The organism is Actinacidiphila sp. bgisy160, from assembly GCF_057707815.1.
Genome location: NZ_JBYIQW010000058.1, coordinates 23,692 through 46,142 on the forward strand (window position 1 = coordinate 23,692; position 22,451 = coordinate 46,142).

11 protein-coding genes and 2 pseudogenes are annotated in these 22,451 nt (G+C 69.7%); 9 read left to right on the plus strand and 4 right to left on the minus strand.

What is annotated here, in order from left to right; genetic code table 11:
* The first annotated feature begins 49 nt into the window (after positions 1-49).
* Positions 50-1,306: a formyl-CoA transferase gene (gene frc, locus AC3EUJ_RS31190; protein ID WP_431967282.1), complete on the plus strand. Its 1,257-nt coding sequence runs from the start codon at positions 50-52 to the stop codon at positions 1,304-1,306.
* A 157-nt stretch (positions 1,307-1,463) separates the two neighbouring features.
* On the opposite strand, the gene AC3EUJ_RS31195 is transcribed toward frc, so the two are convergent.
* Positions 1,464-4,649 carry a DNRLRE domain-containing protein gene (locus AC3EUJ_RS31195; protein WP_431967284.1) on the minus strand — a complete coding sequence of 1,062 codons (3,186 nt, stop codon included), beginning with the start codon at positions 4,647-4,649 and terminating at the stop codon, positions 1,464-1,466.
* A 562-nt stretch (positions 4,650-5,211) separates the two neighbouring features.
* Between AC3EUJ_RS31195 and AC3EUJ_RS31200 the strand changes: the two genes are divergently transcribed.
* Complete coding sequence (locus AC3EUJ_RS31200; RefSeq protein ID WP_431967286.1) at positions 5,212-13,146, plus strand: polymorphic toxin-type HINT domain-containing protein; 7,935 nt, start codon at positions 5,212-5,214, stop codon at positions 13,144-13,146.
* Between the two features lie 14 nt (positions 13,147-13,160).
* Positions 13,161-13,619, plus strand: a complete 459-nt coding sequence (locus AC3EUJ_RS31205; protein ID WP_431967288.1) for an SMI1/KNR4 family protein — start codon at positions 13,161-13,163, stop codon at positions 13,617-13,619.
* Positions 13,620-13,788: 169 nt separating this feature from the next.
* Here AC3EUJ_RS31205 and AC3EUJ_RS31210 read toward each other — a convergent pair.
* Both AC3EUJ_RS31210 and AC3EUJ_RS31215 read right to left on the minus strand, forming a co-directional pair.
* Positions 13,789-13,938: pseudogene (locus AC3EUJ_RS31210) on the minus strand (site-specific integrase); the annotation flags it as partial.
* An 826-nt stretch (positions 13,939-14,764) separates the two neighbouring features.
* The gene (locus AC3EUJ_RS31215; protein ID WP_431967290.1) at positions 14,765-15,211 is read right to left on the minus strand and encodes a PAS domain S-box protein; all 447 of its coding nucleotides are present in this window, start codon (positions 15,209-15,211) and stop codon (positions 14,765-14,767) included.
* Between the two features lie 863 nt (positions 15,212-16,074).
* On the opposite strand from AC3EUJ_RS31215, the gene AC3EUJ_RS31220 reads away from it, so the two are divergent.
* The 6 genes and pseudogenes from AC3EUJ_RS31220 to AC3EUJ_RS31245 all read left to right on the plus strand — a co-directional run bounded on the left by AC3EUJ_RS31220 (position 16,075) and on the right by AC3EUJ_RS31245 (position 21,796).
* Positions 16,075-17,214 (plus strand): hypothetical protein, encoded by a 1,140-nt coding sequence (locus AC3EUJ_RS31220; RefSeq protein WP_431967292.1) that lies wholly within the window; start codon positions 16,075-16,077, stop codon positions 17,212-17,214.
* A gap of 608 nt (positions 17,215-17,822) precedes the next feature.
* Positions 17,823-18,506 carry a helicase-associated domain-containing protein gene (locus tag AC3EUJ_RS31225; RefSeq protein ID WP_431967305.1) on the plus strand — a complete coding sequence of 228 codons (684 nt, stop codon included), beginning with the start codon at positions 17,823-17,825 and terminating at the stop codon, positions 18,504-18,506.
* Between the two features lie 200 nt (positions 18,507-18,706).
* Positions 18,707-18,796 (plus strand): annotated as a pseudogene (locus AC3EUJ_RS31230) (hypothetical protein); the annotation flags it as partial.
* A gap of 295 nt (positions 18,797-19,091) precedes the next feature.
* Positions 19,092-19,685, plus strand: coding sequence for a hypothetical protein (locus AC3EUJ_RS31235; protein WP_431967294.1), 594 nt, complete (start codon positions 19,092-19,094; stop codon positions 19,683-19,685).
* 282 nt (positions 19,686-19,967) lie between these two features.
* Complete coding sequence (locus tag AC3EUJ_RS31240; protein ID WP_488180982.1) at positions 19,968-20,750, plus strand: alpha/beta fold hydrolase; 783 nt, start codon at positions 19,968-19,970, stop codon at positions 20,748-20,750.
* 182 nt (positions 20,751-20,932) lie between these two features.
* On the plus strand, positions 20,933-21,796 hold the full coding sequence (locus tag AC3EUJ_RS31245; protein ID WP_431967298.1) for a GNAT family N-acetyltransferase: 864 nt from the start codon (positions 20,933-20,935) through the stop codon (positions 21,794-21,796).
* Positions 21,797-22,091: 295 nt separating this feature from the next.
* Here AC3EUJ_RS31245 and AC3EUJ_RS31250 read toward each other — a convergent pair.
* The coding region (locus AC3EUJ_RS31250; RefSeq protein WP_431967299.1) for a hypothetical protein at positions 22,092-22,451 on the minus strand (360 nt) is incomplete at its 5' end.

Consider the following 22,451-nt stretch of genomic DNA (forward strand, 5'->3'; position numbering starts at 1 on the left):
CCCAGCACTGCCCACCCGCGCACCGCGAACAGACAAGAAGGAAGCCACCATGAGTGAAAAGCCGCTCGCCGGGATCAAGGTGATCGACTTCACCGGGGTCCAGGCCGGTCCCGCGTGCACCCAGATGCTCGCCTGGTTCGGCGCCGACGTCATCAAGGTCGAGCGTCCCCAGGGCGGCGACGTGACCCGCAACCAGCTGCGGGACGACCCGGACCTCGACGCGCTGTACTTCACGATGCTGAACAGCAACAAGCGCTCGCTGGCCATCAACACCAAGACCCCCGAGGGCAAGGAGGTCATGGAGAAGCTGATCCGCGAGGCCGACATCCTGGTCGAGAACTTCGCCCCGGGCGCCATGGACCGCATGGGCCTGGGCTGGGACCACATCCACGAGCTCAACCCGCGCCTGATCTTCGGCTCGGTCAAGGGCTTCAACGACGACTCGTCCTGGAACGACCTCAAGGTGTACGAGAACGTCGCCCAGGCCGCCGGCGGCGCCGCGTCCACCACCGGCTTCTGGGACGGCCCGCCGACCATCAGCGGCTCGGCCCTCGGCGACAGCAACACCGGCATGCACCTGATGATCGGCCTGCTGACGGCGATCATCCACCGCAACGCGACCGGTGTGGGCCAGAAGGTCTCGGTGTCCATGCAGGACGCCGTCCTCAACCTGACCCGCGTCAAGCTCCGCGACCAGCAGCGCTTGGAGAAGGTCGGCTACCTGGAGGAGTACCCGCAGTACCCGAACGGCGAGTTCGGCGACGCGGTGCCCCGCGGCGGCAACGCCGGCGGCGGCGGCCAGCCGGGCTGGATCCTGAAGTGCAAGGGCTGGGAGACCGACCCCAACGCCTACATCTACTTCACGATCCAGGAGCAGAACTGGAAGCGCACCGCCGAGGCCATCGGCCGGCCCGAGTGGGCCGAGGACCCCGAGTACGCGACCGCCAAGGCGCGCCAGCCGCACATCTTCGAGATCTTCGGCGAGATCGAGAAGTGGCTGGCCGACAAGACCAAGTACGAGGCCGTCGACATCCTGCGCAAGTGGGAGGTGCCCTGCGCCCCCGTCCTCAGCATGAAGGAGCTCGCCGAGGACCCCGACATGCGCAAGAGCGGCACCATCGTCGAGGTCGAGCAGAAGGGCCGCGGCACCTACCTGACGGTCGGCAGCCCCATCAAGTTCTCCAACTTCAAGCCCGAGATCAAGGGCGCGCCGCTGCTCGGCGAGCACGGCAGCGAGGTGCTGGCGGACCTGGGGTACGACGCGAACGAGATCGCGGCGCTGCGCGAGAAGCAGATCATCGTCTGACGTCACCCTGCGAGTGCCCCGCGGGTGCCCCGCGCGATCCGTGCGCGCGGGGCACTCGCGGCTTTTTACGTGTGCGTGACGAGTTCCCGGCCCCGCCGAGCCGAAGCTCGACGGGGCCGGGAACTCGTGAGGAACGGGCCGGGTCAGACGGGCAGGATCACCCGAAGACCAGCTTGTCGGTCCAGCCGGACCCGATGACGGTCTTCACCGGTGGGTTCGTGTTGGTGGTGGACGGATAGTAGATGGCCATGTGGCCGTCCGACGGGAACCGGGCCCAGATGTCCGGGATGCCGTCGTTATTGATGTCCGGGATGCCGATCGCCGCGTCGACGTTGGTCTCGGTCCAGCTGGTGCCGAACTGGACGTCGCCGTCGAGTGCGTTGGCCGCGAGCATCAGGGAGTTGAGGTCGACACTGCCGGAGACGGTGCCGGGCCTGCCGTGCCGGACGTACATGGTGCCGGTGTCCAGGTTGCGCCAGAGCAGGTCGGGCGTGCCGTCCTTGTTCATGTCGGCGAGGTTGACGATGTCGCGCCGCGCCCAGGCGTCGGGGTTCATCAAGGTCGCGGTCTGGAAGGTGGCGCCGCTGTAGCCGGAGAGCACCCAGTAGGCCGCGCCGGCGCGCAGGACCAGGTCGGGCAGCTTGTCGCCGGTGATGTCGCCGATGGCCTTGAGCTGGGTCCAGGTGGCCGGCGCGGGTGCGTTCGACGGGAGGCGGATCTTCAACCGCTGGTCGACGTCGAACGAGCCGTAGCCGTCGCCCGGGTAGAGCCAGAACCCGCCGTCCGGGGTGACGGCGAAGAGGTCCGTGGTGCCGTCGCCCGGATAGGCGTCCTGGTAGTGCGCGATGAGCGCGGCCTTGCCGGCCGTCGCGTCGTACCAGTGACCGGCCGGGGTCAGCACCGGCTTGCCGTCGGCGCCCATGGTGTACGAGGCGACCAGCGAGCCGTACAGCTCGCCGCCCGGCTGGCCCGCGTATGTCCGCAGGACGCCCTTGTTGTCGATGAGGATCAGGTCGGCGGTGCCGTCGCCGCCCGTGTCACCCGGGGCGTCGGCGTTGTCCTTCGGCGGGACGTAGGTCGTGTAGTCCGTTCGCGCACTCGCGTTGCCGAGGCTGTCGTAGGCGTAGACCTGCAGCGTGTTGGGGCCGGCGTTCAGCGGCCGCAGGTCGGGGACGGTGGCGACGCCATTGGCGTCGGCGTTGACCGGGGCCGGGCTGACGCCGCCCCAGGCGTAGGTGAACCTCACGGCTCCCGGGGATTCGAAGGTGATCGGTCCGGTCGTGCCGAACTTCACCGTTGCCCACGTGGCGCCGTCCGACGTGGCCTTGAGGAACACGTCGCTGGTGACGATGGGCTGCGACGGTCCGCTCGGGTCCACCGTGATGCGGCAGGGCTCGGTGCCCGGTGGGTAGTTGGTGGACGTCGCACCCGCCGAGTCCTTGCCCATGGCGTCCCAGGAGAAGGTGGTGTTGGTGGTGATGTCCTTCAGCAGCGGATCGCTGGACGGGATGGTGTACGTGGCGGTGCCGCCGGTGCCGCCGATCGGGATCTCGACACCGGCCGGGACCGTGCCGCCGGTCTTCCAGAACCGGAAGCGGACCTTGCTCATGTTGTTGTCGGGGTCCTTGGCGGTCACCGACAGGGTGATGTTGGTCTTGCCGACCGTCACGCCCGCGCCGGGGCCGGGGGTGCAGGAGCCGCCGGGCTTGGAGGAACCGTTCGTGGGCTCGTACGGCTTGCGGTTGTAGACGGCCTCGATGGTCGCGGAGGTCGCCTTGAACTTGCGCCAGGTCTGGGTGTCCGACTCACTCGTGGCCCGCATGCCCAGTGTGAGGGTCGAATTGCCGTGGTCGGTGGCGTACTGGGCGGCGTCCTTGACGTTGAAGGCCTCATACTCGTCCGGGCAGGACGTCGACGACCACCCGTGCGCGAAGGACTTGCGCTGGATCTCGTCGGACCAGCTCGGCTGCGCGTTCCACGTCGTGCCGGACGAGATCGAGCCGGTGCGCCACAGCTGGAACTCGCGGTTCGTGCAGGACCAGGAGTGGTTGTTGAGCACCTTGAAGGTCGCGCTGGTGATCTCCGCGCCCTTGATGCTGCTCGACCAGTCCATGCGCCAGAAGGAGCGGGCTGTGCCGCCGGTGTCGTCCTCGTGGCCCACTCGGGCGTCGGAGGTGCCGGAGGAGAAGTTGGTGCCGTTGTAGAAGCTGGTGCTCGGGTACGGCTTGTAGGCCACCGTCCACGCGTCCCAGCCGGGGTTCAGCGACGGGTCGACGAACAGCGGGTAGGTGACGTCCTTGCGCGCCGCAAGACCGGTGGCGGCGAAGCCGATGCCGAGCCGGGCGGTGTGGGTGTTCTCGCCGTCCAGGGTGACCGGCAGCGGCGCGGACCGCGCGCCGGGCTCGATGCCGGTCAGGCCCGACAGCTTCAGCACGTCGGCCGGGGTGGCGACGGACGTACGGTGCGTGGTGCCCTCGGGCAGCTCGGGGTCCCGGCCGCTGGAGTCCCACGCGAACGGCGTCGGGATCGAGCCGACCTCCTTGCCGGCCTTGTCCAGGACCTGGACCCGGCCGGCCTTGCGGTCCTGCCGGAACACGGCCGTGGCCGAGCGCAGGCCGTACGGGACGGTCCTGAGCGCTTCCTGCCGCGCGGCCTCGGGGGTCTTGACGATCAGGACCTGGGCCATACCGCCCTCCTCGCGGGCGACGAGCAGCAGGTCGACGCCCGGGAGGACCTCGGGGTACAGGGCGCGCGGACCGTCGAGGACCGGCTCGGGCAGTGCGTCCGGCCAGGTGTACGCGACGGTGTGGCCGCCCAGTTCGACCTCGGCGAGCACCGTCTCACCCGGCGTCTCGGGGCGGGCGAACGAGCGGTCGGCCCGCGTCTTGCGGGCGTTGCCGCTCGCGAAGCGGACGGGAACCGCCGGGTTCGCGGGCGCGATACCAAGGCCCCCGGGCGCGCCGGCCGTTCGCTTCAGCGTGTTGTCGACCGGGGCCCACTGGCCCTTGGCGTTCTTCGCCCGGGTCGGTGCGGCCGTGATCCGGGACTTGAAGCGGCCGTTGGGCAGTGCCCAGGTCAGCGTGGTGGCGCTGGTCGCCGTGTCGACGAGCACCTGCTTGTGGGTGCGCATGGCCTGGGCCATCGCGGCGGCCTCGTCGCGCGGGCCGGTGGAGGCAGGGGTGGCGTTGCTGGCGCCGCGGCCGGCTGTGGCCGGGGGAGAGCCGCCGGGCTGCCACCACGGCAGCAGGGCGGCGGTCAGGGCGGCCAGCACGAGGCCGAGGGTCAGGGACAGCCGCGTGCGCGTGCGCACGAATGGGCTGAGAAAGCGAGGCGGCGCGGTCACGGCGGTCTACTCCCGTGGGAACCAAGCGGATTGAGGACAGCACAGACAGCCCCGGTCGGCAGGCCGCGGGGCAGAAGGCGGGCACACGATCACACATGTGAAGTATTTACGTCCACGGTGAAGATTTTATGAATCCGTTACATGGGCATGGAACGGACTTGACTGGCTGTTAGCTGAGCCCGTTTCGCGGGCATTTCCGGGGCCGCATTGGTGGCGATCACCGGGTTTCCACCATCCTTCTGATTGGCCGTTACTGGAGCGGTCTGAACCGTTACGCACCGTGTCGCAGATCACTTTCGCCGGCTTCTGGCACTCTGCGGCGATCTTGCGTATGCGGCGGACATGACAGAAGGTGCCACACGCATGCGCCTGAGCCAGGGGTGTGCCTATTGGTGTTTCCGCACCTCGTCCGTCGTTTGAATCGCCAGGGTGGGAGTCGACGCGTATGCGTGCTTCAGGTCGGCTGTCATGGCTGGGGCGGGGACGCCCAGCCATGACGGAGTCACAACGATGGCGCCGGCGGCGAAGCCGCACGGGGGTCGTCCTGCTGTTGTCCTTGACAATGACCTTGACCAGCCTGGGCGGTGAGGCGCTCGCCGTTCCCGGCCCCGGCATGAACCGAGAGAAGTCGATCGCCGAGGTCGACCTCCCGGACCTGCCGAAGGCCACCGAGGTCGAGGGCGACGACCTGGCGGACAAGACCCTGACCCTCGCACCGGAGAACCCGGTCACCTCGTACACCCCCACCGCCACCGCGGCGTGGGCCTCCGGCACAGGTCAGGCCACACTCGACGCGAGCAGCGCGCCCGGCACCACCAAGCCGGTCAGCAACGACCTGCCCGTCGCCATCGGCGTCCCCGAGGGCGGCGACGCCGCCGCCCTCGCCGGCGACTGGACCGTGGGCGTGGCCCCGCAGACGACCTCGCAGGACGCGGGCGTCTCCGGCATCATCATGAAGCTCACCCCGCCGGCCACGGTCGACCCGGCCGCCGAAGTGGCGATCAGCATCGACACCGCGGGCTTCGCGGACCTCTACGGACCGCAGGCCGTCGAACGCTTCGGTCTGATGCTGCTGCCCGAGTGCGTGTACTCCTCCCCGACCGAGGGCGACTGCGCCGAGGGCGGCGGTACGAGCACGATGTCCCTGTCCGACGGGGACAAGAACGTCAAGAACGGCAGGAAGAACTTCCAGCGCCTGCGCAGCACGGTGACGACCGTGCCCGCCAAGGACGCGCCGACCAACGCCAGGACGGCGAAGAACGCCCCCACCCACAAGATCCTCAGCGGCACCATCCCGGTCTCCAGCCTCCTCGACGAGGGCTTCGTCCCCTCCGGGGCGACAAAGGCCTCCTACCGGGAGGGCGTCCAGCCCGCGGTCTCCGCGGGCGGCGGCGCCGCCATCGGTGGCCTCGACACCGGCTCGTCGGCGACCGGTGACTTCACGGCCTCGCCGCTGCTGTCCTCCGGCTCCTGGTCGTCGGGCTCCTCCTCGGGCGCCTTCACGTACTCGTACGACATCCAGGTCCCGGAGACCGCCGGCGGCCTGATGCCGAAGGTCAACCTGGCGTACTCCTCGCAGACCGTCGACGGCCGCACGTCCTCGACGAACAACCAGGCCTCCTGGATCGGCGACGGCTGGGACTACAACGCGGGTTCCATCACCCGCACGTACGCCAACTGCCGCCAGGACTCCAAGAAGGCCGGCTCCAACAACGCCACCCACCGCACCGCGGACCTGTGCTGGGGCTCGGAGAACGCCACCCTCTCCCTCGGCGGCATGACCACCGAGCTGGTCTGGGACGCGGACAAGGGCAAGTGGTTCACGGCCAACGGCGACGGCTCCACCGTCCAGCTGATCAAGGGCGAGGCCACCGGCAACGGCGCCAAGGACGGTGAGTACTGGGTCGTCACCACCAAGGACGGCACGAAGTACCACTTCGGCAAGAACAAGCTCCCGGGCTGGTCCGACCACGGCACCGCCGCCGACGACCCGACCACCGACTCGGTGCTCACGGTCCCGGTCTACGGCAACCACTCGGGCGAGGACTGCTACAAGGGCCCCACGACCACCGACTGGACGAACTCCTGGTGCACGCAGGGCTGGCGCTGGGGCCTCGACTACGTCGAGGACGTCCACGGCAACGCCATGTCGCTGTGGTGGAAGAAGGACGCCCCGAACTACTACGCCCGCAACTTCAACTTCAAGGACCCGGTCCCCTACGACCGCGACGGCTGGCTCGACCACATCTACTACGGCCAGCGCAGCAATAGCATCTTCACGGCGGAGGCCCCGGCCCGGGTCGGCTTCACGGTGGCGGAGCGCTGCTACACCGTCGACGACGTCACCTGTTCGGACGCCAACTTCACCTCCAAGGACCCGCGCAACTACCGGCCCTGGTTCGACACCCCGGTCGACATGCGCTGCGAGGCCGGCAAGAAGTGCTGGAACGCCGGTCCGTCCTTCTGGACCCGCAAGCGCCTCGACAAGATCACGACCTCGGCCCAGCGGCGCACGGACACCGCCGCCCGCCAGGTCGTCGACGAGTACCAGCTGAAGCAGAGCTTCGCCGAGCTGCTCACCGGCCCGAACACGGCCCTGTGGTTGGAGTCGGTCCAGCGCACCGGCTACGCCCGCAAGGGCTCCACCGACGCGAGCGTGCAGCTCAACACGGTGAAGTTCGAGCCCAACGCCGAGGACATGCCGAACCGCGTCAAGAAGGTCCACCCGTCACGCCCCGGCTTCTCCCGGCTGCGCATCGGCCGCGTCGTCAACGAGTACGGCGGCGAGACCATCGTCACGTACAAGCCGATCGAGGGCGACTGCCTCACCGGCAACCTCCCCGTGCTCGACCAGCAGCCCGGCGAGGACAGGGCCACGGCCATGGCCCGGCTGCAGGCCCAGCTCAAGGTGAACGACCGGCTCTGCTACCCGTCGTTCTGGAACCCCGACCCCGAGGTCGAGGACATCGACTGGTTCCACAAGTACGTCGTGGACACCGTCGAGGAACTGCCCAACATCGACGGCAACTTCACCACCAGGACGGAATACCGGTACAAGAACCCGGCCTGGAAGCTCGCCGAGGCCGAGTTCACCAAGAAGTCCACCCGCACCTACTCGCAGTTCGCGGGCGTCGAGCAGACCACGGTCCTGACGGGTCCCGTCGTCGAGGACACCCCGGACACCGCCGGCCAGCGCTCCAAGTCCGTCACCCGCTTCTTCCGGGGACTCGGCGACACCGTGTCCGTCAAGGACATCACCGGCGCCGAGATCGCCAAGGACCAGGAGCCGTTCGCCGGCCGGATCGCCGAGGAGATCACGTACACCGACTCCACCAAGGCCGACTCCGACTGGCTGTCCCGCTCGGTCACCAAGCCCGAGGCCACCGAACTCGCCAGGCGCGACCGCGACGACGGACTGAGCCCGCTGCGGGCCTGGCGGGTCACGGAGCCCGAGGAGATCGCGTACACCAGGTCGTCCGGCACCAACACCGACGACCCGCGCACCCTGCGCACGGTCAGGACCAGCACGACGTACGACGCGACCTACGGTCTGCCGACCCTGGTGGAGTCCCTGGGCGACATCACCGAACCCGGTGACGAGTCCTGCACCAAGCTGGAGTACCTGCACCGGACCGACAAGAACCTCATCGGCCTGTCCAAGCAGGTCCTGGTCTCGCCGACGACCTGCGAGAACGCCGACTGGTCGGACCTGTCGACGCTCACCGGCGGCCAGCGCACCGCGTACGACGGCACGGCCTACGGCACCGCGCTCGGGTCCTCGACCCGTGGCCTGGCCACCGAGTCGTGGACGCTCAACGGCACCGGTACCGGCTTCCAGACCACCGGTACCACGGAGTTCGACGCCATCGGACGCGTGGTCAAGCAGACCCCGGCGGATCAGCTGGCCCAGCCGACTCCGAAGTCCGCCACGATCACCTACGACTCCATAGGACCGGCCACGGGCCAGGTCTTCAAGGTCACCACGACCAACGTCCTCGGGCACAGCCAGATCCAGGAGCTGGAGCCGGGCCGCTCGGTCACCGTCAAGACGACCGACGCCAACAACCAGGTCAGCGAGGCCGTGTACGACCCGCTGGGCCGGCTCGCCGAGGCCTGGGCCCCGGGCCGTACCCCCGGCAACGGCGTGGCGGACTTCCGTGCGGTCTACACGATCCCGGCGGAGGAGACCGACCCCGACGACCCGAAGCTCAAGATCCGCAAGCCTCCGTACGTCACCACGTACGCGCGTGGCTACGAGGACCGGATCGAGACCTCCGTCACCCTCTACGACGGCCTCGGCCGTGAGCGGCAGACGCAGGAGGAGGCCGACAACGACGCCGGCTGGCTGATCACCGACACGCTGTACAACAGCTCCGGTGAGGTCTACCAGACCAACAACGCCTACCTGACCCAGGAGGCCAAGCCGGGCGAGCTGTTCAGCCCGCTCGCCGACACGGCCGTCCCCAACATCACGCGCTACACCTACGACGGTCTCGGCCGCGTGCTGAAGGAGACGCCGTACCTCAAGTGGATCGACCCGGACACCAAGGAGTCCTTCTCCAAGGCGTACGAGGACCGGGCCGTCCGCTACGAGTACGGCGAGGACTGGTCGAAGGTCATCCAGCCGGAGGGCGACTCGTCCTACCGCGTCTGGACCGACGCGACCGGCCGTACCGTCCGGACGGACACCTTCAACCCGGCGGCCCCCGGCGGGTTCACCTCGACGCGGTACGAGTACGACGCGCACGGCCAGGTCAAGAAGGCGACCGCCTCGGCGGACGACACGCACCCGTGGACGTGGACGTACAACCACAACGGCCAGCTCGAGACGGCGACCGACCCCGACTCGGGTACGACGCGCACGACGTACGACGCCTTCGGCCGGCCTCAGACGAGCACGAACGACCGAGGCGTCAAGGTCTGGAACAGCTACGACGAGCTGTCGCGGCCCAAGCAGCAGCGTCTCAACGACTCCTCCGGCACCTTGCTCTCGGAGTTCACGTACGACTCCGCCACGGGCGGCAAGGGCATGCCCGCCACCGCCACCCGCTACACCGACGGCCTCGCGTACACGCAGACGGTCAACGGCTACACGAAGGACTACCAGCCGACCTCGACCACGCTGTCCCTGCCGCAGTCCATCGCAGACACCTGGGGACTGCAGAAGGAATACAGGTACGACTACACGTACAACGACAAGGGCATGCTGGACGACACCACCCTCCCGGCGGTCGGCAAGTTCGCCGCTGAGAAGCTGGTCGTCCGCTACAACGAGGACGGCAAGCCGCTCTCCATCTCCGGTAAGGACTGGTACGGCTCCGAGACCCGCTACGACGCCTACGGCCAGGTGCTCCGCTCCACGCTCGGTGCCCAGCCGTACCGCGTGTGGACGCAGAACGCCTTCGACGAGTCCAGCGGTGAGCTCACCGAGCAGTCGGTCTACCGCGAGAAGACGGACGACAAGAGCGTCGTCGGCGGCAACCTGGTGTCCAACCGGGCGTACACCTACGACCCGGCCGGCAACGTCACCTCGATCCAGGAGAAGTCCACCGGGATCGCGGAGCGCCAGTGCTTCGTCTACGACCCGCTGGGCCAGCTGAAGTCGGCCTGGACGTCGAAGGACCAGACGACCTGCGTCAACCCGAGGAACTCGGACGGCACGCTCAACAAGAACCCGGACGGCACGCTCCGGGTCTCCGCGGGCGCGGACAACTCCGGCTATTGGCAGGAGTACGAGTACGACCTGCTCGGCAACCGCACCAAGCTGACCGAGAACGACCTCTCCGGCGACACCACCAAGAACGCGGTCTCCACGTACGCGTACGGCAAGAACGCCGCCAAGGACCAGCCGCACACGCTGACCAAGGTGTCGAAGACCTACAAGACCCCCGCGGGTGCGCAGGTCACGGCCGAGGCCACGCGTCTGTACGAGCTGACCGGTGAGACCAAGTCCGTCACCTCGATCCAGAACGGCGACAAGCAGGAGCTGACCTGGACCTACGACGGCCAGGTCGACCGGATCACCGGTGCGGGTACCGGCGGCAAGACCCCGTATGTGGGTCTCGGCCAGAAGTGCCTGGACCTGAAGTCGGGTGCGGGCGCGGCGGGCCAGCCGATCCAGCTGTACTCCTGCAACGGCTCGGTGGCGCAGAACTTCACGTTCACGCCCACTCCGGGCACCGCGTCGGCGCCGCAGACCGACCCCAACCGGGGCACGCTCTCGGTGTACGGCACCTGGTGTCTCCAGCCCACCGCGAGTTCGGCCGGGTCGGCGCTCCAGATCCAGAAGTGCGACGGCTCGGCCGCGCAGGAGCTGCGGCGCAACTCCACCGGCCAGCTCGCACTGGCCGGCACTCCCAGCCTGTGCCTCGCGGTCCAGGGTGCGGTCAACGCCAACTCGACCCCGATCGTGCTGGCCGCCTGCGACGGCTCCTCCACGGCGCAGCTGTGGGAGCCGCAGAACGACACGCGTCACATCTACGGCCCTGACGGCAGCCGGCTGCTGACCATCAAGGGCAAGCAGGCCACGCTGCACCTGGGCGAAGCCGAGGTCACCGTCCAGCAGGGCGGCGTCCTGGTCAGCACCCAGCGCACCTACGCGGTTCCCGGTGGCGCGGTCATGCGCTATGCCTACGGCAGCGGTGGGGAGACCCTGGTCGCCCAGACCACGGACCACCAGGGCAGCGCGTACACGGAGGTCGGCCTCTACGGCACCATGCCGGTCCGCATCCGCAAGCAGGACCCCTTCGGCAACGAGCGCGGCACCGCCGGTGCCAACCTCCAGAACCACAAGGGGTTCCTGGGCCAGACCAGGGACGACTCCTCCGGCTACCAGCCGCTCGGCGTCCGTCTCTACGACCCGGTGGTCGGACGCTTCCTGTCCGTCGACCCGGTGCTCGACCTGAACGACCCCCTGCAGTCGAACGGGTACGCGTACGCGCAGAACAACCCGGTCACGTACTCCGACCCGACGGGTCTGTCCATCAGCCTGACCGCCTCGGAGAAGGCCGCGGCCCTCGCCGGCGCGGGTCTGTCCGCGGCGCAGGTCGCGCAGGCGCAGGCGATGCAGGGCAAATCCCTCACCTCCGTCATCCTGGCGGTCGCGTGGGAGACGCTGAAGGACTTCATCGGCATCAACGACGCCATCGCCTGCTTCGGCGGCGACATGTGGTCCTGTGTCAGCATCGCGGTCGACGCCATCCCGTGGGCAAAGCTCGGGAAGATCCCGGCGGTGATCAAGGCGGTCAACCGCACCATCGACGCCATCAAGGCGTTCAAGGTCGCCAAGCGGGCGGCCGAGGCGGTGCTCAAGGCGGCCAAGGCGGCGGAGTCCGCCGCGCTACGGGCCAAGAAGCTGGCGATCGAGAGGGCGAAGAAGGAAGCCGCGCAGAGGGCCAAGAAGAAGGCGGCCGAGGCCGCCAAGAGAAGAGCCGACGCGGCGGCCGCGGCGAAGCGGAAGACGGGTAACCCCGTCCAGAAGCAGTCGCAGGCCAAGGCCGCACCCAAGGCCTCCTCGCACGCCGGCGGGGGCAAGGGCGGAGGCGGCAAGTCCGGCGGCGGCGGAGGCGGCGGCAAGTCCGGCGGTTCCTCCCGCAGCAAGGGTGGTACGAGCGGCGGCGGCGGCTCTGGCAAGGCAGGGGAGGGCGACACCTGCAACAGCTTCGTGCCGGGCACGAAGGTGCTGATGGCCGACGGCTCCACCAAGGCGATCGAGAAGATCAAGGTGGGCGACAAGGTCGTCGCGACCGATCCCGAGTCCGGGGAGACCCGGATCGAGACGGTCACCGCCGAGATCAAGGGCCAGGGCCTCAAGCACCTGGTCAAGGTCACCATCGACATCGACGGCAAGCACGGCTCGAAGACCGCCGAGGTCACCGCGACCGACGGCCACCCCTTCTGGGTAGCCGAGCTCGGTGAGTGGATCAAGGCCACCGACCTGAAGTCGGGCCAGTGGCTGCGGACCAGCGCCGGCACGTACGTCCAGATCACGTCGATCGAACGCTGGACCGTCAAGCAGTCCACGGTCAACAACCTGACCGTCTCCGACCTCCACACGTACTATGTGCTGGCGGGGGCCACTCCGGTACTCGTTCACAACTGCGGTGACACTCCAGATGGAGTGGAATGCAACTGCGCTCAAGGAACGGGGGCAGGGCCAGCGGATGACCCAATCAGGCATTCGGGACCTTGGACTCGGTCCGACATCATCCGAGGCTCTCTGGGGTTGCGCCCGAATCAACTCGGTGATCGAATTGAGATTCACCACGCGGATCAGATGCCCGGGTCGCCGATTCATGAACTAGATCAGAACGTGCACCGAGGCGCCGGTACGGATCTTCATCGGAATAAGACTCCGGGCGGCGTAGGCATCAATCAAGGCGTCGACGGTGCAATGCGGAGTGAAGACACGCAACTACACTGGTGGTACAGGTCTCAAGAGCAGGGCTGGGGAACGTACAGTCCTGACCACTGGTACGACAACTGGCCTGGACAATGATCGGTTTGTGAGTCATGGATTTCGCAGAGTTCGAGGAGCACTTGTCGACTGCCCGTGCGAAGCGTGCGGCCCTGAGCAGCCCGGAAGGTGGTGACGTCTTTGAGTCGCGGCGGGCATCCGAGGCAGAGCTATCTGATGCGGAAGTCATCCTGGGGACGTCTCTCCCCGCCGAATACAAGGAGTTCATGCAGCGGTACGGTGGAGGAATGTTCCTATTCCTTGATCTGCTGCCTATTGCTGCTCACGAAGGGCCAGACGATGACCTGTTGAAGGTCTATGAACGGGAGTTCAAGTACGCGAACTTTGTGCCTGTGGCTCCTGTCGGAACTGGTGACTGGTGGGGCTTCTTGTCGGCTGAAGGTCGGTGCTCGCCCGAGGTCTATTTTCGGGATCACGAGGATGGCCGATTTCATCTTGAGGCGGATAGCTTTCTGGAGTTCATGGCGCGTAAAGGGCTTCGCCTGGGGAAGTGAACACCGCTAGCGGTGATCTGCTCGATCCCGTGCAGGGGTTCCCGATGGCCAATCTGGCGTCGGCGAATGGATTCCGAGGGCACGAGATTCGACGTCCGACAGCGATAGTTGGCGGCAACGGCGGCGAACAACAGTTCGCCGCCGTTGTGGTGTGCGGGTCAGGGATGGCTCAGAGCACGTTTCCGAGCACGGTCATGGCTTCTGCGTTGGAGGCGGAGGCGTACACGTAGACGGTGGCGGTGACGTCGATGTGGGCGTGGCCGAGGAGTTCCTTGATCACGATAAGTTCGACGCCCTGTTCCAGTATGAGGGTGGCGGAGGTCGTGGGTGTGCCGTGAAGTGCAGTGATTCATGCGGAGTGGAAGACCGTGTGTCGCGGGTGAATTCCGTGGCGCGGATTGATATGCCGTCCGAACCGGAACACCAACCGCTCCGGCCGACTTCCGGGCTTTGGAGGTGTTCCCGGCGGACTGTGGCGGCTCGCCCTCATGCACTATGCGGGTGCGTGCGACGGCGGCGCGGATGGCGTGGTTGAGGAGCCCGGTGGTGGCCCAGGCGGTCGGGACGCTGGTGGGCGTTGGGTCCCTCGAGGCGGATGGCGGCGTGGAAGGGGACGGACTTGGCCGGTGCGATCTCGCATCGTGGATAAGTGGTGAAACGGCCCATAGGGTCAAGACGTGCGAGTTCCGCAGCACCGCGCCCGGGTAATCGCACCGCTCGGGGGGCGAGCGGCATGCCAAAGAGCTGCCATGATGACGCCTGAAGTGACGGTCGATCAGTGGCTACGGTCAGCGATCCAGGCCGGGGGTGCCCAGTGAGCCGGCCCAGAAGCGATGCAGACCGCATGCCTCGCAGAGAGCTGTACGACGCCGCGTTGGGCGGGGTAGGTCCCCGCTTCTGCTGTGGACCAGCTCGGAGGGAAAGCCCTGCTACCTAAGCCGCGATGGCTGGGGCTACCTCTCCACCCTCGCCGGCGGCATCAAGACGGTACAGTACTTGATCGGCGGGCGTGCCGAGTGAGGGGACGGCCTCCGCGCACCCGCACCCAGCACGCCGGTCGCCCCCGAGGAGCAGTCGGCGGCACTTGCCGATGTCGTGGCGATCCCGGCGACGCCGACAGGGGCTTCGTTCGCGTGGGGCAGAAGTCAGGTCGCCGTCGTTTGGTCCACCTTGGCGGCCGCCACCTGGCGGTACAGCTCCTTCTCCTTGGCGCGCCGCGCGGTGACGTCCCGGATGACCGCCCCGACGTAACCCGGCCGTCCCTCGGCGTCGTTCAGCAGCACCACGCTGAACTCGATGGACAGCTTCCGGCCGCCGGCGCCCACTGCCGGGACGGTCAGGAGGTCGTCGTCCCCGTACTTGGTGGTGCCGCTCGCCATGGACTTGTCGAAACCGTCCCGGTGCCGCTGACGGTGCCGTTCCGGGATGATGACGTCCAGGCTGCGGCCGTCCACTTCGGCCGACGAGAACCCGAAGATCCGCTCCGCCCCGTGGTTCCAGTAACGGATGAGTCCTTCGCGGTCGATGATGACCACGCCGTCGGGTGCCTGGGCCGTCATGCCCAGCACTACCTCGGAGTCCAGATCTGCCATGTCTCCTCCGGTCCTCGGGGCGGGCGGTTGTATACAGGCGGATAGTATACAGTCGTCGCGTGTCATGGCTATGGGGCTCGTTGGCGTCAGTGCGTGACGCACGCGACCTCTTTCCGCGGTGCGAGGTATCCCCGGCCTCAACTCCGCGCCGGCAGACCGCGCCAGAGAGATCGCTTGGGCGGCAGGAAGCCGTGATCGCGCCACGGCCGATCGGACAGGACTCGGTCGGGGTGTCGGGCCCGCGCGCCGTAGGAGGCCCGCCAGGGCGCAAGAGGAGCCGCCGGCGCGCGCAGTCGCCTTCGGCCGGGCCTGCGAGGGTGCGGTCCAGGCCGCCGGCGGAGGGATCGGGCTCGGCCCGCTGCCTTGCCCAGCCACCTGCGCAGGAGCGCGCGGTTTCGAGCCGGGGTGGTTCCGCGGCGGCGAATTCGCCTGAGCTTTCCGCAGGCGGAACCCTCGATCAGTTGTAACGGTGGACCACGATCCAGTATTCGTATTCCTCCGTCGTTACGGCGCAAATGCAGCGGCCGTCCATGGAAAGCGCCAGGAACTCCGGTGACTGCTCGTCCTGGAGGTTGGGCGCCAGTCGCCGCCTTCCTGCCACTGGACTTGAGTCCAGCCGAGGGCGCGGCTGTCCTGGCCCGCCGCACTGATCAGGAACGATCCGCCCGGGTCGAAGAGATTGTTCCGGGAGGCGTGAAGGAACCACAGACGATCCACCTCCGACAGGGCTCCGTCGGCGTCAGCGCGGCCTCGCGACACGGCGGCAGACCGTGTCGCGAGGCCGCACCTCGTTCGGCCGCCCGCCGGGGTGAGCCCGTCCCGGATGGCATCGGCGTCCCCTCGAGTTGTTCTAGGCTCAGGGGGTGGATGCGCGTACCGCCCTGGAGAAGTGGCTCGCCGGACTCTCCGCCGAGCGTCTGACCGCCCTGCTGGAAGAACGTGAACTGCCGCACGCCGCGGGCTATGAGCCGGTGACGACGTTCCGGCAACTGGCGGAGCACCTCCTCACCGACGGCTCCGTGGAGCGGGCCGTCGCCGCCGGGACGGCGGGCGAGGCGCAGTTGCTGGCGTGCGTGGCGGCCCGCGCCCTGGAGACGTACGGGCCGGTGCCCGCCGCCGACCGGCAGGTCTACGCCTGGCGCCCGGCGCCGCCGCCGGTCGACCCCTACACCCGGCTGGTGCCCGAGTCCGAGGTGCTGGACTGGCTGGAACAGGGGGGCACGCCCCGCGAGAGGACGGTCCGAGCGCTGGAAGGGCTGCGGGAGCGGGCGCTGCTGCTTCCCGCGCCACGCGGCCGGTTGGCGCTGCCGTCCCGGGTGCACGCGCTGGCGGCCCGGATGGACGGCTACGGAAGGCCGGCCGACACGCTGCTCACGCAGGCGTACAACGCGCCGGAGATCAAACGGATCGCCGCCGTACTCGGCGTCGAGCAGCGCACCCGCGCGGACGCGCAGAAGGCGATCGGCGCCCTGCTCGCCGACGGCGACCGGGTACGGGAACTGGTCGCCGGCGCCCCGGCGGCGGCCCACGAGTTGCTCGGGCACATGCTGCAGGGACCCCCGCTGCTGCGCACGCACTGCTTCGTCTCCCGGTACGGCGGTTACGCGGGGCCGGACGACAAGTACACCTTCCGGGAGGGCGGCAGCGGGGACGAGGGCACCGACTGGCTCGCGGAACACGGCATGGTGGTGCCGGTCGGGCCGGATCTGGTGGAACTGCCGTACGAGGTGGGCCGCGCACTGCGCGGGGAGCAGGCGGCGCCCGCGCCGAGCCTGGACCCGGAACCGCTGACGTGCCTCGCGCCGCTGCCCCGGGACCGGGCCAGGGCGCGGTGGCGGCGGGGACCGCCGCATGGCGGGCGGAACTGGTGCTGCGGGAGCTGGCCGCGCACCCGGTGGCGGTGCGCAAGGCGGGCGGGATCGCGGTGCGCGACACCAGGAGGCTGGCGAAGGCGGCCGGGACGAGCGAGGAGCACACCCGGCTGTGGCTCGACCTCGCGGTGAACGCGGGCCTCGCCGCGCCTCAGGCCGAGGAGGAGGAAGGCGCCGCTCGCGGTCGGGGGCGCCGGCGACCCGCCACAGCGAAGCAGCCGGTGCGACTGCTGCCCAGCGAACGGTACGACGCCTGGGCGGCGGCCACGCCCGCCGGGAAGCTGCTGCCACTGGTGGCCGCCTGGGCCGTGGTGCCGGAGGTGTTCACGTACTGGCCGGAGGACGACGAGACGCCGGTCGCGCTGGTCACCCCCCAGGACCCGTACGCGGCGCCGCTGCGGCACGGCGTCCTGCGGGCGCTCGCCACGCTGCCGGAAGGGCGCGGACTCGCCGCCGGGGACGAGGGACGCGAGGGACTCCTCGAGCGGGCCGTGTGGCTGCGGCCGGTGCTGCTGGCGCCCTACGAGGACGAGGAGCTCGAAGGCCGGCTCGAGGCCACGCTGGCGGAGGCGGAGCTGCTCGGCCTGGTGGCACACGGTGCGCTGACCGAGGCCGGCCGCGCGGTCGCCGACCTCCTGGACGCCGGGGCCGCCCGCCACTACCCGGCCGTGCCCGGCGCGGACGCCGACCCGGCGGCAGAAGGCACCGACCGGCTGGGACGGGGCCTGGCCGAACGCCCCGTGCTGGCCAAGGCGGTAGCGGCGCTGCGCGATGCCCTCCGTTCGTCGCTCCCCGCGCCGAGCACCACGGCCCGGTTCCAGGCCGACTCGACGGCGACGGTCACCGGCACCCCCGCACCGGAGCTCGCGGCACTGCTGTCCGCGGTCGGCGACATCGAGTCCGAGGGGCACGCCGTGGTCTGGCGCATCACCCCCGCCTCCCTGCGCCGGGCCTTCGACGCGGGATGGGACGCCGGCGGGATCCTCGAACGTCTCGCCGCGGTGTGCCGGCCGGGGACGGAACTGCCGCAGCCGCTCACGTACACGGTCAAGGACGTCGCGCGGACCCATGGGCGGCTGCGGGTGGTGCGTTCCGCCTGCTGCGTCCGGTCCGAGGACACGGCCCTGATCGAGGAGGTCGCGAAGGCGCGCGGGCTCGCCAAACTGGGCCTGCGGAAGATCGCGCCGACCGTGCTGATCTCCACGGCGCCCCCGGACGAGACCCTCGCCGCCCTGCGTACGGCGGGCTACGCCCCGGCCCTGGAGGCGGAGACCGGCACGACCGTGCTGGAACGCGTGCCGGGGGAACGGTCCCGGTCGATGGTCCCGGGCCTGGACGAGGCGCACCCGCAGTACGGCCACCCCGTCCGCGGGCTCCCTTCCTCGGCTCGGGAAATGGCCGCACACCTCGCCGCGACGCGCTGAACCGTCCGCCGGTTGCCGGGAGCGGAGGAGGCAGGGTGAGCCGGCCGCGCGCGGGGCTCCGGTTGACGATGGCGAGCGGCGTCGGCGCGTAGCTGGGCGGGCGTGGCGCTGCCAGCGACCGCTTGTCTGCCGCCGGAGCGGGTGGTGAGCTCGATCTCGCACTGCTGGGCGCGCAGACCGAGGACTTGCTGTGGATCGCCGTGCGGCCAGGGGCACTGCAGGAGACCGCGCAGACCCTGAGCACCCACCCGCACGTCCGGTTCTGCGCCGCGACCACAGGTCCCTCCAACCTGGTCGTCGCTGTCGCCGCCGCGAACCTCGATGCGCTGTACACCTTCCGCACCGAGGCAGTCGGCCCCCTTGGAGGCGGTCACCGCCATCGACACCACTCCGCTGCCGGCGACCGTCGAACGCACGGGCCTGATCCGCCACCGACGACAGCGGCGGGATCCCCCTCCGCCCCCAGCAGGTGCGCGCGGTCCCGCCCCGGGTCACCGTGGAAGAGGGGGCGGGCGCATGAGCGGCTGCCCTGTGATGCCGGGCAGACCGGGCCCGCACACCTCACCTGCCAGCCAAGGGAGCATGATGACCGCCACGACACAGGCACTCGTACCGGCGCTGCGCGAAGCCCGCCGGGCCGAGGCCGCCGTCACCGAACGGCTCACGGCACACGCCGCGCTCACTCCCGCCGGCCAGGACCGCACGTCCCTGGAAGACAGCATCGGCGACGCCCGCGATCACCTGCGCCGCCTCGACGACCATCTCAACATGCTGCAGCCTCCCGGGCCCGCCCAGATCCTCGGCGGGGTCTGGCACCTGACCCGTCAGGCCGCCTGGCTCCCCTTCCACACGGCGATGGCCATCCCGGCCGCCCTGCTGCGGGGCAAGACCGCCACAGAGCAACAGCAGCTGAAGAACATCGAGGAGCAGTACGCCGTCACCGCGTACGCCGTGGCCACCTGCCGGGCCGGTGAGCACATCGCCCACACCACCGGCGACACCAGCAGCTCGGACCTGCTCGGCTCCATCCGCCGTGCCGACGAGGACCAGCTCCAAGAACTCGACCGCACCCTCCAGCGGCACGCCGAGGCTGTCGTCGACGCCGCCACCGCCCCGCCCGAACCGAGGGACCCGCACCATCCGCCCCCGCCGCAAGGCCGACACCTCCACGGTGCATAGCAACCAGGCCTGCCGGCCTGAGCCTGATCGGGACGGCGCGGACGACGGGCGGCTCGAGAACCCGGCCCGGGCCGCGCTGAGGGGCTCGCCCGCCACGTCCTGCGTCCAAGCCGGCCGCCGGGCTGCTGCCGGCGCAGCGCATGAGGGCACGTCATCACTCGCGGGATGCACATCCAGGGCGGTGCGTGTAACCCTGTATTTACGTGTCATTAATGTGGGGGTCGTCTGGAGAAGGTGGACGACACGAGCATTGCGTGGAGGCCGCAGCTGCCGGTGCCATGGGTGGCGGCGGCTCGCGGCGCCGGCGTGGAGGCGGGATGGGCCGCGCGGCGCCTGGCCGGCATGCCGGTGGACCTGGCCGGCTGGGGTCTGCGCCAGCTCACCGGGCGGTTCGCCCCTGCCGTGTCCTGGCTGCCGCCGGGCCGGGCCGAGGAGCAGGCGGTCGAACGGGGGACGCCGGTGCTGCTGGTGCACGGACTGGCCGATCGAGCCTCGGTGTTCACGCTGCTGCGGCAGGGGCTGCGCGGCTCCGGCGCGGGCCCGGTCACCACGGTCGGTTACAGCGTGCTCACCCCGGACATCCGCGTGGCGGCGAAGGTGCTGGGCGATGAGGTCGAGCAGCTGCGCGCCCGCAGCGGCGGACAGGCCGTCCGCGTGGTCGGGTACAGCCTGGGCGGGCTGATCGCGCGCTACTACGTGCAGCGGCTCGGCGGAGACGCCTGCGTCCCGCTGGTGATCACGCTCGGGACGCCGCACGGCGGCACCGCAACCGCGCTGCTGGCCCCGCCCCACCCGCTGCTGCGCCAGCTCAGGCCGGGAAGCGAACTGCTGGCCGAGCTCGCCGAGCCGACTGCGGGCTGCCGAACCCGGTTCGTCGCCTTCTACAGCGACCTGGACGAGGCCGTCATCCCCGCCGGCAGAGCCCGCATCGACCACCCCGACCTGCAGGCCCGCAGCGTGCTCGTCCACGGCGTCGGCCACCTGGCACTGCCCATCCACCAGCCGTTGATCGACGAGATCTGTGCGGTGCTGGCCGAGGCCCAGCAGGTCACGCCCGCCGCATGACGGCGCGCCCTGTTGCCGGGCGGCCCCGTGACAGGACAAGCAGAACACGGCACGCTGAAAGACGTGAGTGCTGCAGCTGTCGGAAGAAGGCCAGCAGCATGCGAAAGGATGAAGAAGCCTTTTCGCCCCGCCCTGCGAGAGGGTCGGTGGTGCGTCCGTATCGCCCCAAGGACGAGCCGGTGGTGCGTGAGTTGATCAACGCCGACCGGCCGCCGGGACAGCCGTGCTGCACCCGGGACATCCTGGCTGACGCCGCCCGGGGGCCGTCCCACCTCGCTGATTGGGCGGCACCTGCCCGGCCTTGCATCAGTGTGCTGGCTGACGCCGAGGACCGGCCCCGCGGCGTCATCGTGTTCTTGGCCTGGCCCGATGTGCAGGTCGGCCTGATCTGCTGGCTGCACGCCCGAGAGGACCCCGTCGTGCTGCGTGCCCTGCTCACGCACGCCGTCGCGGAACTCGCCGGCTGCCCGCTGGTCGAGGCCTTCGTCGGTGCCCCGCCGGACGCCCTCGGCCCGGGCGGGTTGCCCCGGACCCGCCGCGCCGCCACCCACGACGCGCTCTTGGGGACCGGCTTCACCGGTCGCCGCCGGGGCTGCTACCTGCACCGCCCGCTGCCCGTCGAGACGCTGCCCGCAAAGCTGGTCGCCGACGTCTTCCCCTGCGAATTCCCTCCTGGCTACCGGTTGATCATCCGTGAGGCGGACGAGCCGGTCGCCGAAACCCTGGTCAGCGTCGGACCCGACCACACCGCGACCGTGTGGTGGATCGAGACCCTGCCCGAGCAGCGCCGTCACGGCCTGGCCCAGCAGCTGCTCAGCCAGGCCCTGGCCCTGCTGGCCGAGCAGGGCGCCACCGAGGTCGCCCTCGTCGTCGACGACCTCCCGGAGACGGTCCCCGGCCACCAGGCCGCCCCCAGGCTCTTCGAATCCTTCGGCTTCGCCTTCATCGACCAACTGTGGACCTACGCACGGCGGCGCCCGAACCCGCCCGGACCGCCGGCAGCGCCCAGGAGCACCCAGGCGGACGCGGTCGGTGGGAGAGCCTGACAGCGACGTCAGGCTCGCGGTGGGCGACTTCGGCAATACGGTGCTCCTCACGCGCCTGCATCGGGTCGTCCAGGACCGGCTGAACAAGCACCGCGCGGCGTGCCGCACGGTGTACGCGGGGCGACGGCCTGTCGCGTGCCGCCTGCCGTCTCGGGGCAGCCGTCCGGCCGGGTCGCCGGACCGGCGGATGCACGGCCTGCACTTGGCCGACCTGGTCACCGCTGCCGGTACGCCCGCCTTCAGCCCGACGCCGGCGAACGTTGCGCATCGACCTGCGGCAGGGACGCAACACGCGTCAGGCTTCCCCGGCAGCCGCCCGGGGTGACGGAGGGGCGGGGCTGTGCGGGTCGGGCGTCGAGCCCGCGGAGGGGTGTGTCTGGCGTCGGGCGACTTCCTCGATGAGCCGCGCATCCATCTCGTCGAAAATGTCCGCGACCTTCTGCAGGGATTCATCCGACATGTGGGGGAAGGCCTTGACGATCTCGCGTGCCCAGGCCCCGAATGCCTCCGGCAGCGGCTCGGCTGGCATCGTCGTTCCCTCCCTCCCTTGCTTGCGGCTGGATGTCTCCTGTCCGGTGTACTCCTGTGCGGCGGCCGGCGGGAAACGAGAGGCGGCCCCCGACCGCAGGTGCGGCAGTGCTGCCGCACGCGCCCG

Excerpts from the sequence above, each read along its gene's own strand:
- frc (WP_431967282.1), top strand. The coding sequence starts at position 50 with ATGAGTGAAAAGCCGCTCGCCGGGATCAAGGTGATCGACTTCACCGGG.
- AC3EUJ_RS31200 (WP_431967286.1), top strand. The coding sequence starts at position 5,212 with ATGACCTTGACCAGCCTGGGCGGTGAGGCGCTCGCCGTTCCCGGCCCC.
- AC3EUJ_RS31205 (WP_431967288.1), top strand. The coding sequence starts at position 13,161 with ATGGATTTCGCAGAGTTCGAGGAGCACTTGTCGACTGCCCGTGCGAAG.
- AC3EUJ_RS31215 (WP_431967290.1), bottom strand. The coding sequence starts at position 15,211 with ATGGCAGATCTGGACTCCGAGGTAGTGCTGGGCATGACGGCCCAGGCA.
- AC3EUJ_RS31235 (WP_431967294.1), top strand. The coding sequence starts at position 19,092 with ATGACCGCCACGACACAGGCACTCGTACCGGCGCTGCGCGAAGCCCGC.